Genomic DNA, 14,513 nt, shown 5'->3' on the forward strand with positions numbered 1-14,513 from the left:
CATGGTTGTAAGCAAGGGCCATGAAAACGACCTCGCCTGGATGTCGGGGACATATTCCACCGACGGGCTGCAGATGAGCCGTGCGATTGTGCGCGAAGGGCTGAGCAAGCTGACCGAGACCACGATCGAATTTGCCGCAACCAAGAGCCAGCCCAAGCTGCAGGATCTGGTCGGCAAGCAGATGAATGTGCATGTGATGCGGCAACAGACCGAGCATCAATTCAACGGGCTGTGCGTTTCGGTCGAGTATCTGGGCTTCCGCAACGGGTATGAGATGTATGTGGCGGAGGTGCGCCCCTGGTTCTGGCTGCTGACGCGGACCAGCGATCTGCGGGTCTTTCAGGAAAAGACCTCTGTCGATATTATCAAGCAGCTGTTCAGCGAGCACGGCTTCAGCGATTTCACCGACAAGCTGAGCGATTCCTACGAAGCGCGCGAATATTGCCTGCAGTACCGGGAGAGCGATTATGCCTTTCTGAGCCGGCTGATGGAGGAAGAGGGGATTTACTTCTACTTCGACAGCCCGGCCGGCGATACCGCGCGGGAGAAGCTGGTGCTGTGCGATGGGGTCAGCGGACATTCTCCCATCAAGGGCGGCGCGGCGATTGAATTCCATGCCCGCGACGACAGTGACCGCCGCCGCGAAGAGCATATCTCGGAATGGGCCAAGGAGGAAATCCTCACCCGCGGCAAGGTCACGCTGAATGATTTCAACTTTGAGACGCCCTCGGCGGATTTGACGGCGGCCACCGCGATTGCCAAGGGGAACCACTCCTACAAGAACTACGAAGTGTACGACTACCAGGGCCGTTATCCGTCCAAGACGCCCTTGGGGGACAAGCGGTCGCGGGTGCGGATGGAAGCGGAGGCGATCAAGCACATCCGCTGGCGCGGTGCATCAAGCGTGGCGACGCTTGGCACCGGCAGCACCTTCACGATGGAAAAGCACCCGGTGAAGGAAAACAACAAGGAATATCTGGTCATTGAGACTGAGCACCATATCAAGGTGGCTTGGGATTACGGCGAACGGGAAAGCCAGAAGACGGAGAAGGTTGCGACCAAGGGCGCCATGCGCCGCGATCTGAAACCGAAGAATATGGATGTGCCCGAAGAGATGGAGCATGACGTCTATGCCTCGACCTTCAGCGCGATCCTGAAGTCCGATCAGTTCCGGGCGCCGCTGGTGACCCCCTGGCCGGAAGTGCAGGGGCTGCAGACCGCGACCGTGGTCGGCCAGGATGGTGAAGAGATCTGGACCGACGAGCATGGGCGTATCAAGATCCAATTTCATTGGGACCGCGAAGGCAAGGACAATGAAACCTCGTCGTGTTTTGTGCGGGTGGTGACCCCCTGGTCCGGCAAGAACTGGGGCATGGTGGCGATCCCGCGCATGGGCCAGGAGGTTGTGATCCAGTTCGAGGACGGCAATCCGGACCGGCCGATCTGCACCGGGATGCTTTACAACGCGGAAACCATGCCGCCCTATACCTATCCCGACGATCAGACCCAGCTGGGGATCAAGACCAACTCCTCCAAGGGGGGCGGCGGCTATAACGAGCTGATGTTCGATGATAAGAAGGACAGCGAACTGATGCGGGTGCAGGCCGAGAAGGATCATCAGATGCTGGTCAAGGACCGCTCGACGGTGACGGTTGGCATGGATGCGCCCGACCCGGAAGTGACCGGCGCCGATGAAAAGAGCTATGTGTTCACGGTTCAGCAGCACATGACGGAAACCGTGCATGAGGGCGACCGCACCGAGGTGGTGGAAACCGGCGACAAGTCCGAGAATATCCAGACCGGAAACATGACCCTGGACGTGGATACCGGCAATCTGACCGAAACCATCGCCCAGGGCAACCACACGGAGACTGTGTCGCTGGGCAATTTGACCGTGGACGTGACCGCGGGCAAGATCGCGATGACTGCGGGCCAGGAGATCAAGCTGACCGTGGGTCCTTCCTCGATCAAGATCGACAATTCCGGTGTTACGATCAATGGGCCGATGATCAAGATCGAAGGTTCTGGAATGGTTGAGGCCAAGGCGCCGATGACCACCGTGAAAGGCGAGGCCATGCTGACCCTGAAGGGCGGCCTCACGATGATCAACTAGGTGATGCAGATGTCGGCAAGATTTGAAAAGCTGGTGAAAATGCCCGCTGACCCGGTGGCCAAGCTGTTGTCGCGGGCAAATGTCATCCTGAAAACTCCGCTGGAGGCGCCGCCGACGGCGCAGGCAGGCGTGGTGCTGGAGGAGCTGGACCGCAAGGGCGCGCTGGTCGATCTGCTGCGGCTTCTGGCGGTGCTGCTGCCCCCGCGGGAGCGGGTGTGGTGGGCCTGCCTGGCGGCACGCGACTACATCGGGCCGCGTTCGGACCAGGATCCGGCCTCGCTGACGGCGTCGGAGACCTGGGTGTTTGAGCCATCGGAGGAAAACCGCGACAAGGCGCGCATCACCCTGGATCATGCCTATGTGGATGATGACACGGTGAACTGCGCGCTGGCGGTGCTATATGCGGCCGGAACGCTGGGACCGGGAGAATTGAATCAATATCCGGCCCCGGCAGGGGCGTCTGAGGCGGCGGCCTTTGCCATGAATATGGTGGCCTTGGGTCAATTGTCTGATAAGTTTGAAGAACACGGCGGCGTTCTGATAGAGCGGGCGCTGGATATTGCGCGTGGCGGCAAGGGACAGGTGGTTCAGGTGCCGGAAGCGGCAACGCATAGCTGAGGGAGGATTTAAGGTATGGGAATGCCACAGGCCCGGATGACGGATTTGCATGCCTGCATGCTGCCCTCAACCCCGCCGCCGCCGGTTCTGCCGGTACCGACACCGATCCTGCCGCCCTGCGCGGTGACAGTGCTGGTGGCGAAGCTGCCGGCCGCCCGTCTTGGGGATATGTGCACCGCCGCGCCCGCGCCGCATCCGATCATCAAAGGCTCTGCCACAGTGCTGATCAACAAGATGCCGGCCGCGCGGATCCTGGACAACACCGCCTGCGGCGGCATGGTCGTCAAGGGTGAATTCACCGTGCTGGTGGGAGGTTAGGCCCAAAAATGGGAGTGACGCTGAAATTCCAGAGCTCGGGCGCGATGCCCGGCGATGCGGCCCCTGTTCCAATGCGGGGTCCGAGCCTGACAGTGGGACGCGGCGCCAGCTGCGATCTGGTGCTGCCCGACCCCGATCAGCAGCTGTCGCGCAATCATTGCGTAATCGAGGATCACAACGGCAATGTGGTGGTGGTTGATCTCAGCTCGAACGGCACCTTTCTGAACTATTCCAAGATCCCGCTGGGCCGCACGCCGACGCCGCTTAATAACGGGGATGTGCTGTGCGTCGGCAACTATGAGCTGGTGGTGGAAATCCGCGACGATCTGGCGGATATCGGCGGCATGATTGCAGCACCCGCCGCGCAGGGGGCGGCCTCGCACGGCAATGCCGCCAATGCGCCGGACCCATTGCAGCTGCTGGAAGATGCCGGGCCGGGCGGTGATTTCCTGGATGATCTGCTGGGCGAGGGGCTGAAGGGGCCTGCACAGCTGAACCCGGTGGATCCGATTGATGAGCTGCTGCCGCCCCTGGGCGAGGAAGAAGATCCCTTCTTTCAAAAAGCCAGCGACGGGCGTGAGGGGGAGGGCGCGAGTCTTGCCAACCACAACCCGGCCGCTTCGGACGGGTTTGCAGTGCGTGCAGCGCAGTCCAATATGATCCCGGACGATTGGGACGATGATTTCCTGTCCGGTATAGGCGAGCCGGAAACCCCGGCGCCTGACCCCGACCCGCAACCCGTGCCGCCGCCGCGCGAGGTTCCCTCCCCGGTGCCGGAAACTCCGCCCGCAGCACCACCGCCGGAAGTGCCGCCTGCGCCGCCGACCGAGATACCGCCGGTGCAGGATACGGCTGCCGGGGAAGCGAAAACCATTGGACCCGCGGCAGCACCTCCGGCGCAGGCGCAGGACGCGGTGGCCGCGTTCCTGAAGGGCGCGGGCGCCGAAGTCAGCCTCGATCCGGCGGAACAGGCCAGCACCATGGCGCGCATGGGCCGGGTGATGCGGACCCTGGTCACCGGCCTGCGCGAAATCCTGATGACGCGGACCTCGATCAAGTCGGAATTCCGGATTGAGCAGACGATGATCTCGGCCGGCGGAAACAATCCGCTGAAATTCTCGATCACGCCTGAACAGGCGGTTGAAGCGATGGTCCGCCCGGCGACCAAAGGCTACCTGAGCCCGGAATCCGCTGCCGAAGAAGCGCTGCGCGACATCAAGGCGCATGAGGTGGCGATGGTCACCGGCATGGAGGCGGCGCTGAAAGGCGTGCTGAAGCGGCTCGACCCCAAGGCGCTGGAAGGCCAGATCGAAACCAAAGGCGGCCTCAAGGGTCTTTTGCGAGGCAAAAAGGCACAATACTGGGACGTCTATGAACAGCTTTATGCAGAGATATCCGACCAGGCTGAGAATGATTTTCACGACTTGTTCAGCCGCGAGTTCGCGCGTGCCTACAAGGATCAGCTGGACAGGCTGAAGGACTGATGCGCACCGCGCCGCTGGCGCGTGCCCGCAACTGAGAGGAGATCCCGGTGTCCTGGGACAGTAAAGTACTTTGGACGGAGGGGCTGTTTCTGCAGCCGCATCACTTCCAGCAGTCCGACCGGTATACCGAGGCATTGGTTGCCGGGCTGGCGCGGCGGCTCAGCCCTTATGCCTGGGGCGTCAACGGGCTGGAGATCGACCATGAGGCGCTGAAAATCGGCCAGTTCGCGGTCAAGTCCTGTGAAGGGCTGACCCATGACGGCACGGTGTTCCGGGTGCCGATGGCGGATCCGCATCCGCCGGCGATGGAGGTGCCGTCGACGATCAAGGATTGCATCGTCTACATGACCGTGCCGCAGCGCCGCCAGGGCGCCACCGAAGTGGATCTGAGCGGCGCCGAACGATCCGCCAGCCGGCTGCGCCCGGACAAGCAGGAAGTGACCGATGTGACCTCGACCGAGCGCAAGCCGGTGGAGCTGGATGTGGGCAAGATGCGTCTGCAGTTCGCGCTGGAGGTGGATGACCTGGCCGATCTGCTGGCGATCCCCGTGGCGCGCATCATCGAGGTACGCCCGGACAAGGAGATCGTGCTGGACCAGGCCTTTGTCCCGGCTTGCCTGGATGTGCGGGCGGCCCCTGCGCTTAGCGGTTTCCTGCGCGAACTGGAGGGGCTGCTGGCGCACCGGATGGAAGCGCTGGCAGGCCGCTTGTCGGAAGCGGGCGGTGCCCGCGGGGTAGCGGATGTGTCGGATTTCATGCTGCTGGCGGTGGTCAACCGGATGCTGCCGCAGGTGCGCCACCTGCGCAATATCGAGAATCTGCACCCCGAACGCCTGTTCACCGCCTGCGCCGGGCTGGCCGGGGAACTGTCGGTGTTCATGTCGACCGAAAAACAGGCGCCGGAGTTTCCGCCCTATACCCATGACAACCTGGTCGAGTGCTTTGCCCCGGTGATCCGGGTGCTGCGCCAGTATCTCAGCTCGGTGCTGGAGCAGACCGCGATCCCGATCAAGCTGGAGGCGCGCAAATACGGCATCTCGGTCGGGGTGATTGCCGACCGCAAACTGCTGGGTAATGCCGGTTTTGTGCTGGCGGTCAGTGCCGACATCCCGGCCGAGGACGTGCGCAAGCATTTCTCGGGCCAGGCCAAGATCGGCCCGGTGGAGGAAATCCGCCAGCTGGTGAATTCCGCCCTGCCGGGGATCACGCTGCGGCCCTTGCCAGTGGCACCGCGGCAGATCCCCTATCATTCCGGCGTTGTCTACTTCGAGATGGATGCGGACAGCCCCTACTGGCGCAAGATGACCACATCGGGCGGCATCGCGGTGCATGTGTCGGGCCAGTATCCGGGGCTTAAGATGGAGCTTTGGGCGATCCGTAATGCATAAGGGAAAATGCTGAGATGGCTGATTATGACGATCCCTTTGCCGAACCGGGGGATACCGATAAGACGGTGATCAAGCCGAACCCTGGCGGGCGGCGGCCGGCAACGCCGGTGCAGCAGCCGGAGACACCGCAGGTCCAGCCTGCGGCAGGACAGACTGCCGAGCCGGAGCTGGATGCCTATGGCGTGCCGCAGGCGGCTGCACCGAGGCCGCAGGCTGCCGCAGGCGGGGCGAAGGCGCCGAAGATGGCGCTGACGGGGATGAACCAGCTCACGGCCTGTGCCTCGACCCTGTTTGCGCTGATTTCCCGCATCCGCAACCGGGCCCAGCATATGGACCCCGATGGTTTGCGCAAGAATGTGGTGGCCGAGGTGCGGGCGTTTGAAAACCGCGCGCTGCAGGCGGGCATTGCTGCGCAGACCGTGAAGATCGCGCGTTATGCGCTGTGCGCGACCCTGGATGACGTGGTCCTGAACACGCCCTGGGGCGGGCAATCCGCCTGGGGGCTGCAGTCGATGGTCGCGACCTTCCACCGGGAGGTGGTTGGCGGCGACAGGTTTTATGACCTGCTGGCGCGGCTGGAAAAGGAGCCGGGCGGCAATATCGATATGCTCGAATTCCTGTACATGTGCCTGTCGCTGGGGTTTGAGGGCCGTTTGCGGGTGGAGGAGGGCGGTTCAGAGAAACATATGCAGATCCGCGGCGCATTGGCCCGGATCATCCGGAATCAGCGCGGCCCGGTGGAGCGCGATCTGTCACCGCATTGGGAAGGCCTGGTCAAACCGTTCAAGGCGCTGTCTGTCTGGCGGCTGGTGTGGATCACCCTGGCAGCCACCGCGGCGGTGCTGGCGTTGCAGTTCCTGGGTCTCAGCTGGATGCTGTCGAACAAGACCGAGAATGTGGTCGGGCAGCTGACGATTGTCGATTCCGGCCCCAAGGCAGAGCTGGAACGGCGCGCGCCACCGCCGCCGCCGCCGCCAACCGCGCCAACGACCGAAGAACAAATCGCCAAGGTCACCGGCTTCCTGGAGCCGGAGATCAAGGAAGGCATCGTGCAGGTCTTCCAGAAGGGCAACACGCTGATTATCCGGCTGGCCGGTTCCGGCATGTTCGGTTCCGGCTCGGACCAGCTCAGCCAGAAATTCCGGACCTCGGTGAACCGGGTGGCAGAGTCGCTGAATGACGAAAAGGGCAAGATCATCGTGGCGGGCCATTCCGACAATATTCCCATCCGCTCGTCCCGATTCCCATCCAACATGGCGCTGTCGCTGGCGCGTGCGAAATCGGTGATGGCAGGGATGGCCAAGGTGATGACCGATCCGGACCGGTTGTCGGCCGAGGGACGCGCCGACAAGGAACCGATTGCAGACAACAGCACCCGCGCAGGGCGGGCCAAGAACCGCAGGATCGAAATCCTGCTGGTTCAGGAGGTTGAAGGATGATCCGCCGTTATATCTTTCCCCTGTTCCGGTCGATCTACACCATCCTGCTGGTCCTGGCAGCGGTGCTGTCGGCCTGTGTATGGTTTTTCGCGCCGTTCATCGGCGGCGGGGAGTGGCGTCCGTTTGACAGCGTGATGTCGCGGCTGATCACCATCGGGGTGATCTTCCTTTTGTATTTCATCACCATTGGCATCATCTTCTGGCGGCGGCGCCGCAAGGACAAGGAGATGACCGAGGAGATCGCCGAGGCGGTGGATACATCGGAAGATGATGTGCTGTCCGAGGAAATCGGCGAGCTGCGCGGCAAGTTCAAGAACGCGATGAAGGAGCTGCGCAAGTCCAAGGGCGGGCGGCGTCACCTGAACGATCTGCCGTGGTACATCATGATTGGCCCGCCGGGTGCGGGCAAGACAACGGCGATTGTCAATTCCGGCCTGCAGTTCCCGCTGGCCGAGAAACTTGGCAAGGCCGCGATCGGCGGCGTCGGCGGCACCCGCAACTGCGACTGGTGGTTCACCAATGACGCGGTGCTGATCGACACCGCCGGGCGTTACACCACGCAGGAAAGCGATGCCGAGGCGGACAATGCCGCCTGGCTGGGCTTTCTGGGGCTGATGAAGAAATACCGCAAGCGGCAGCCGATCAACGGTGCGATCATTGCGATTTCATTGTCGGATCTGTCGCTGCAGGATGAGATTACCCAGAAAAGCCATGCTGCCGCCGTGCGCCGCCGCCTGGCGGAGCTGCGCGAAAAGCTGGGCGTGCGTTTTCCGGTCTATGTTCTGTTCACCAAGGCGGACCTGATTGCCGGCTTCCAGGAGTTCCATGACTCGCTTGGCAAGGAAGACCGCGAGCAGGTCTGGGGCTTCACGCTGTCGTTGCCCAAAGGCAAGAAGGAACAGCCGCCGATTGCCGGGTTTGACGAGGAATTCGGTCTGCTGCTGGGGCAGATCAATGCGCAGCTTCTGGAGAAGATGCAGACCGAGACCGACCATCAGCGGCGGGCGCTGATCGCTGGTTTTCCGGCGCAGGTCGCCTCGATGCGCGGGGTGGCGCGCGACTTCCTGACGGAGGTTTTCCAGGACAACCGCTATGAACAGCGCCAGATGCTGCGGGGGATTTACTTTACCTCGGGCACCCAGGAAGGCACGCCGATCGACCGGCTGATGCTGGGCATGGCGCAGACTTTCGGCATCGGGCGGCAGGCGATTGGCACTGGGCATGGCACCGGGCGGTCATTCTTCCTGACCCGGCTGTTTGAAAGTGTGATGTTTCCAGAGGCCGGACTTGTGTCGGCGGATGACAAGGTGGAACGGCGCTACCGCTGGACCCGCCGGATTGCGATCACCGCGACTGTGCTGGTGGCAGTTGCAATGGGGGCGCTTTGGGTGCGCTCTTATCTGAAGAACACCGATCTGATTACCCAGGCCGAAGGCCAGGTTGCCGCCTATCAGGCCGCCGCGGCGCAATTGCCGCCCAGCCCGGTCGGCGACACTGATCTGGTGCCGGTGGCCGCTGCGTTGAATAATCTGCGCGACATGCCGGGCAATCCGGTGCTGTCGGATCCGGAGCCTGACAGGGCGATGACCTATGGCCTGTATCAGGGCGAGGTGATCGGCACTCAGGCGGCACAGACCTACCGTGGGGCGCTGAACCGGCGTTTGCTGCCGCGGTTGCTGGTGCGGCTGGAGCAGCAGATCGAAGGCAATATAAACAATCCCGACACGCTGTATGAGGCGCTGAAGATCTATCTGATGCTGGGCCTGCAGGGGCCGATGAACCAGGATCTCGTCAAGGAATGGATGCGGCTGGACTGGGAGCGGATTGCCTATCCCGGCATCGCCCGCAACCAGTTGCGGGCGGATCTGATGGACCATCTGACCGCGCTTTTGTCCCAGCCGATGGAGGAGATTGCCCTGAACGGACCGCTGATTGCCCAGGCGCAGAACATCCTGTCGGAAATGCCGCTGGCGCAGCGCGTCTATAACGGCATCCTGAACTCTCCAAAAGCCACCAGCCTGCCGAAGTGGCGGATCACCGACGTTGGCGGACCGTCTGTCACGCGGGTGCTGGTGCGCAGTTCCGGCAAACCGCTGAACGAGGGGATCGAGGGTATCTTTACCTATGACGGTTTCCACAATGTGTTCCTGCCGGAGGCTGTCAGCGTTGCCGAGCGGGTGCACCGTGAAGCCTGGGTGCTGGGTGAGCAAAACGAAACGGCCCAGAACAAGGCGGTGCTGCTGAAGCTGAGCCGCGACGTTCTGGACCTGTATTACAACGATTACATCAGCCGCTATGACCAGATCCTGGGCGATATTGACATCATCCCGCTGGAGTCGCTGTCCCATGCGGTGGAAGTGACCAACGTGCTGTCCGGGCCGACCTCGCCCATCGTCAACATTCTGACCGATGTCGGTTCGGAAACCCGGCTGGACGAGGACAAATCGGTGCTGGATGCGGGGTCGCTCGCGGCCGGCGCCCAGAATGTGGCGGCGATCGAGGCACGGTCCAACCTGTCGATCCAGGGCCAGATCCTGCTGGAAGCGCTGGTCAGTTCGGCGGAGAATGCACCTGGTCAGGCTGCAAAACCGCCGGGCGCCTATGTGCAGGAGCGGTTCGAATGGCTGTTCAATCTGGTGAACCGGCCCGAAGGCCAGCCCTCGCAGCTGGATGACCTGATGGGGCAGTTGCAGCAGGTCTATCAGGAGCTGAACAAAATGTCCTTCTCTGGCGTCGCCACGGGCGGGCAAAGCGGCCAGGCGCTGCTGCAGTTCCAGCAGACCGCCAGCCGGATGGGCGGGCCGCTGCCCCGCTGGGCGACGCAAATCTCGGCGGGCTCCTCGGGGATCACCTCGGAAGGCACCCGGGCGTCGATCAATGCGCGCTGGCAATCGGCGGTGCTGCCGTTCTGCGAACAGGCGCTGTCGAACCGCTACCCGTTCAACCGCTCGGCCCGCGCCGATGTGGCAATGGCGGATTTTGCCAAGCTGTTTGCCCCAGGCGGGATGATTGACGGTTTTTTCAATGATCAGCTGTTGAAATACGTCGATACCCGCAGCCGTCCCTGGACCTGGAAACGGGTGAATGACGTGGATCTGGGCATCAGCCCGGCGGTGCTGCAGCAGATGCAATATGCCTCCGAGATCAAGGAAGCGTTCTTTGCCGGCGGGGCCCAGCCGGCGGTGCAGTTCCAGATCACCGTCAATGCGCTGGACCCGAAGGCGAAGGAGGTGGTGCTGGAGATCGATGGCACAAAAGTGGCCTATAATCACCGGTCCGGCGCACCGACGCCTGTGGCCGTGACTTGGCCGGGGTCGGTCGGGCTGGCGCGGATCACCCTTTTGCCTAAGAAGCGCGACGCCGAGAATGCCATGTCACGCGATGGCCCCTGGGCCTGGTTCCGGCTGCTGGATGCGGCTGAGGTGCGGCGCACCAATGTCTCTGACCGGCGGCGGGTGAACTTCCGTGTTGGCGGGCGTCTGGCGCTGTTCGAGCTGCAGTCCGGGTCGGTGATTAACCCCTTTGCCCTGCCGGCTATGGCAAAATTCAGCTGTCCGAAGTCGATGTAATGGCAGGGTTCGGTGCATTTGGTAAGATGCCTTCAGCCGGAGATTTCTTCCGGCTGAACACGCCGGGCGGGTTTGTGCGGGTCTGGGATGCCTGGCTGCAGCAGGTTATGCTGGACGGGCGGGGGGCATATGGTCCCGGTTTTGATGCCTGTTATATGACCGCGCCGATCTGGCGGTTTACCCTGCCTGCCGGACTGGCCGGTGCGCAAAGGGTAATCGGGGTGCTGATGCCCTCGGTCGACCGGGTTGGCCGGCGGTTTCCGCTGACGCTGATGGCGGCGCTGCCAGGGAATGGTCCGGCTGCCGTGCTCCATTTAGGCGAGGGGGCGCTGTTCGAACGGCTGGAGGATGTGGCGCTGGATGCATTGGAGGATACGATGACCAAGGACAGCCTGGCGGAAGCACTTGCATGTATTCCAGTGCCGGGGATGCGGACTGCGGCGCCATTGCCGGGCAAACGCCGGGACCTTGTTTTGGCCGGTGCCCAGGGGTCGGAAGTGCTGTCTGGCGCCTTGGAGGATGCCGCGCTGGACGAAAGGCTGACTGGATGCAGCCTGTGGACGGCGATGCTGGATGGCGTGCCGCGGACACTGGCCTGCACAGGTCTTCCGCAGGACGGCACCGCATTGGGTCTTTTTGATCCAGCAGCGCCGGTTTGGGCGGATGCGGAGGGGCTGTGATGAACCAATTGCGCAAATACCGCTATACCGCGCAGACCCATGTGGGGCTTAAACGCAAGGTCAACGAGGATGCGGTTCTGGCGCTGCCGGAGCATGATATCTGGCTTGTCGCAGACGGAATGGGGGGGCACGACGCAGGGGACTATGCCAGCCGGCTGATCGCTGATGCGGCGGCCACGATCCCGCTGGGCCTGGATCCCGCGGCGCGGATGCATGCGCTTCGGGAGGCAATACAGAACGCACATAAGGTGATCCGCGCGGAGGCCGAAGCCCGTGGCGGCGGCACAATAGGATCGACTGTTGCGGCGCTGGTGATGGCGAACCAGCATTTTGCCGGTCTATGGGCCGGCGACAGCCGGATCTACCGGTTGCGGGGCGGCCATATCGAAATGCTGACCGAGGATCACTCGGCTGTGGCTGAATTTGTGCTGGCCGGCAAAATGACATGGGACGAGGCGGAACAGCATCCGCAATCCAACGCGATCACCCGTGCTGTGGGTGTTGGGCAGGAGTTGGAAATCGACAAGATCCGCGGCAACACGGAACCTGGCGACCGCTTTCTGATCTGCTCGGACGGGCTGACAAAATATGCCACCTTTCAAATCCTGGAGGATGCGCTGACCGGCACACCGCTGGAAACCGTCGGCGATCAGTTGATCCAGATCGCGCTGAACGGGGGCGGTGCGGACAATATTACCGCTGTGGTGATTGACGTCCTGTGACGCCGCCGTTTCCCCGCAAGGAAACGGGGCGGAAACCGCAAGTTTTCCGGCTTGGAACTTTCGTGAAACTCCGGGTCCCTGATCAGGGTTTGGCGGTGACCAGAATGCGGCTGTCCAGCGAGCGGATACGGCTGGAATCGGCCTCGTAGCTGGCCTGCAATGCTTCGGCAAAACCAACCGCGCTTTCGGAGGTCGGGCGCATGCCGTCAAACAGAGGTTCCGAGGAATGCAGGACCAATACTTTGCTTTTGCCTAGGGTGCTGTCATCAACCTTGAAAGCAATGCCGCCGCTGGTGGCAGATTCTTCCAGACTATAGGCGACCCGGACGGGAACTTCGCCAGCGGCATCGTCCCGCAGGCTGGCAACGGAATTATCCTCGCGCGAGATATTGGGCAGCAGGTGGAACACATTTCCCGAAACATCCAGGATCGACACGGTCAGGTAACCCTTGGTCACATGATCGGGCAGCACGATGTCTATGACCGGGTTTTCGCCAACAAAGAAACGACCGGATGGATTGGGCTCGATGCTGCTTCCGCCAACGGCGAATTCCACTTTTGTGCCGCCGGATGGGGCTTTGGGCAGATGCTGTTCGACAACGCAAAGCGCGTCGTTCAGCACCTCCACATCCAGCACCACCTGGCGATCATGCGCCAGTGCCCGAAGCGCATCGAACAGTTCAAGCCGGGTGGCAGTGCTGGTGACACGGCCGCTGACCAGCACCGGATCGCTGGGCGCATAGCCGTCGTAATGGCCATTGCCGTCCCGCAGCAGCGGTCCGCAATCAGCAAAGGCTTCCATCACCGCCTGGACCTCGGCCACCGGCAGCATCGGCAGCTCAAACCGGATCTCGGCCTTGCCTTCCAGCGCGCCGGGCAGGCCGTTGCGGAACCTCTCGTTCAGCGTCTCGGCGACATTCGCGTCGTCGGTGGTGCCGGTGAGCCGCGCCTTGTTGTTGCTGACCACCAGGCGCCATTCGCGCAAACCCTCAAGCGGCGTGACCGTGTCGAGCACATCGGTGCCCCAAGTGTCAGATATGGCGCCGGAGGCCAGCGTCAGATCAGCATCCTGGGACAGCGCCAGAAGGGCCTCCCGTGCCGCCTCGGACGGCACGTTGCCAACGATCTGGAGCGGCCCGTCGACGGGCTTTTCTGCAATGAATGAATAAGGGCGGGCCACGGGGTAGGACGGCTGGAGAAGACTGTCGAGCATGCCGCTGAAATAGGCGCCGGCCCCGCCGCCGCCGAGCAGCAGCAGAACCGCCAGGACCGCCCAAAGGCCGCCGCGGCCGTCTTTTTTTTCGTCAACCTTCCGGTGAACCGGTTTGGCGGCGGGCGGCGGCGGGGCGGGCTGGCTTGTCTGCGGCACGATGATGGTGGCGTCCTCAGCCGGGCCATCCAGCACATCCCCCAGGTTGCCGCCATCGGGATTGTCCAGAAAGGCCAGAACTTCACCTGCAGTCTGGAACCGCGCGTTCGGATCCGGTGCGCACATACGCTCAATCAGGGTCTTGAATGGTTCAGGCAGGCCATCCGTGTCGAGTGGTTTTTGCTTGTTTTCAACCACTTCCATGGGGTTGGCGCCGAGCTTGGGTGCCGCGCCGCGGAAGTTGGCCAACAACAGCGCACCCAGCGAATAGATGTCTGAGCGGGCGTCGGTGTCACCGCTCATCTGTTCCGGTGCGGCATAGGAGTATTTGCCGGCAAACTCATTTCCGACAATGGTCTGGGCGCCCGGATTGGTATCCTTGGCGATGCCGAAATCGATAATCACGGCCTCGGCCGGATCGCCGCCGCGCAGAATGATGTTGTCCGGGCTCAGATCGCGGTGGACGATATTGCGGACATGCGCCGCCTGCAGGCCCTGGGCCACCCGGCGGCAAATCACCAGCAGGTCCTCAGCCGCCATCGGCCCCTGTTTCAGACGCTTGTCGAGGCCGGGGCCTTCGACATAGTCCATCAGCAGATAGATATGGCCGTCCGGTGTGCGGTGATTTTCCGAATAGCGCACCACCGCAGCATGGCGGATTTCGCGGATATTTTCCTCGCGCGCCATCAGGACGGTGAAGTCCTCGTTGGCGGCAAGTTCCTGTTTCAGCACCTTCAGCGCCACCAGGTTGCCGGAAATTTCCGAGCGCGCCTTATAGACATGAGAGGTGCCGCCGCGGCCCAGCAGGCATTC

Annotated in this window: 10 protein-coding genes; 9 read left to right on the forward strand and 1 reads right to left on the reverse strand. The window is 62.5% G+C overall.

Translation table 11 applies throughout. The features are described 5' to 3' along the window. Nucleotide 1: 1 nt before the first annotated feature. The 9 genes from VOI29_RS02880 to VOI29_RS02920 are packed head-to-tail and all read left to right on the forward strand — an operon-like array spanning nucleotide 2 to nucleotide 12,331. Nucleotides 2–2,113, forward strand: coding sequence for a type VI secretion system Vgr family protein (locus VOI29_RS02880; protein ID WP_323775933.1), 2,112 nt, complete (start codon nucleotides 2–4; stop codon nucleotides 2,111–2,113). A 39-nt stretch (nucleotides 2,114–2,152) separates the two neighbouring features. Then, nucleotides 2,153–2,731, forward strand: a complete 579-nt coding sequence (locus VOI29_RS02885; RefSeq protein WP_323775934.1) for a DUF6931 family protein — start codon at nucleotides 2,153–2,155, stop codon at nucleotides 2,729–2,731. A gap of 15 nt (nucleotides 2,732–2,746) precedes the next feature. After that, nucleotides 2,747–3,049 carry a PAAR domain-containing protein gene (locus VOI29_RS02890; protein WP_323775935.1) on the forward strand — a complete coding sequence of 101 codons (303 nt, stop codon included), beginning with the start codon at nucleotides 2,747–2,749 and terminating at the stop codon, nucleotides 3,047–3,049. Between the two features lie 8 nt (nucleotides 3,050–3,057). Next, nucleotides 3,058–4,533: a type VI secretion system-associated FHA domain protein TagH gene (tagH, locus tag VOI29_RS02895; RefSeq protein WP_323775936.1), complete on the forward strand. Its 1,476-nt coding sequence runs from the start codon at nucleotides 3,058–3,060 to the stop codon at nucleotides 4,531–4,533. Nucleotides 4,534–4,580: 47 nt separating this feature from the next. Beyond that, entirely contained in the window at nucleotides 4,581–5,921 is a 1,341-nt protein-coding gene (gene tssK / locus VOI29_RS02900; protein ID WP_323775937.1) for a type VI secretion system baseplate subunit TssK, read from the forward strand. Nucleotides 5,922–5,935: 14 nt separating this feature from the next. Beyond that, complete coding sequence (gene icmH, locus VOI29_RS02905; protein ID WP_323775938.1) at nucleotides 5,936–7,360, forward strand: type IVB secretion system protein IcmH/DotU; 1,425 nt, start codon at nucleotides 5,936–5,938, stop codon at nucleotides 7,358–7,360. After that, entirely contained in the window at nucleotides 7,357–10,929 is a 3,573-nt protein-coding gene (gene tssM / locus VOI29_RS02910; protein ID WP_323775939.1) for a type VI secretion system membrane subunit TssM, read from the forward strand. The genes icmH and tssM overlap by 4 nt, the downstream gene beginning before the upstream one ends. Beyond that, the gene (tagF, locus tag VOI29_RS02915; RefSeq protein ID WP_323775940.1) at nucleotides 10,929–11,609 is read left to right on the forward strand and encodes a type VI secretion system-associated protein TagF; all 681 of its coding nucleotides are present in this window, start codon (nucleotides 10,929–10,931) and stop codon (nucleotides 11,607–11,609) included. Before tssM ends, tagF begins: the two co-directional genes overlap by 1 nt. Next, complete coding sequence (locus tag VOI29_RS02920; protein ID WP_323775941.1) at nucleotides 11,609–12,331, forward strand: PP2C family protein-serine/threonine phosphatase; 723 nt, start codon at nucleotides 11,609–11,611, stop codon at nucleotides 12,329–12,331. Before tagF ends, VOI29_RS02920 begins: the two co-directional genes overlap by 1 nt. A gap of 82 nt (nucleotides 12,332–12,413) precedes the next feature. Here the strand turns inward: VOI29_RS02920 and VOI29_RS02925 are convergent. Continuing rightward, nucleotides 12,414–14,513 (reverse strand): serine/threonine protein kinase (locus VOI29_RS02925; RefSeq protein ID WP_323775942.1); only part of this gene is annotated, 2,100 nt, incomplete at its 5' end.

This window comes from Leisingera sp. (assembly GCF_034669605.1).
In the GTDB taxonomy this organism is placed as follows: Bacteria; Pseudomonadota; Alphaproteobacteria; order Rhodobacterales; family Rhodobacteraceae; genus Leisingera.

Bases quoted from the DNA above. Each gene is read 5' to 3' on its own strand.
- VOI29_RS02890 (WP_323775935.1), top strand. From the start codon at position 2,747: ATGGGAATGCCACAGGCCCGGATGACGGATTTGCATGCCTGCATGCTG.
- VOI29_RS02920 (WP_323775941.1), top strand. From the start codon at position 11,609: ATGAACCAATTGCGCAAATACCGCTATACCGCGCAGACCCATGTGGGG.
- VOI29_RS02880 (WP_323775933.1), top strand. From the start codon at position 2: ATGGTTGTAAGCAAGGGCCATGAAAACGACCTCGCCTGGATGTCGGGG.
- tagH (WP_323775936.1), top strand. From the start codon at position 3,058: ATGGGAGTGACGCTGAAATTCCAGAGCTCGGGCGCGATGCCCGGCGAT.
- tssM (WP_323775939.1), top strand. From the start codon at position 7,357: ATGATCCGCCGTTATATCTTTCCCCTGTTCCGGTCGATCTACACCATC.
- tagF (WP_323775940.1), top strand. From the start codon at position 10,929: ATGGCAGGGTTCGGTGCATTTGGTAAGATGCCTTCAGCCGGAGATTTC.
- VOI29_RS02885 (WP_323775934.1), top strand. From the start codon at position 2,153: ATGCCCGCTGACCCGGTGGCCAAGCTGTTGTCGCGGGCAAATGTCATC.
- icmH (WP_323775938.1), top strand. From the start codon at position 5,936: ATGGCTGATTATGACGATCCCTTTGCCGAACCGGGGGATACCGATAAG.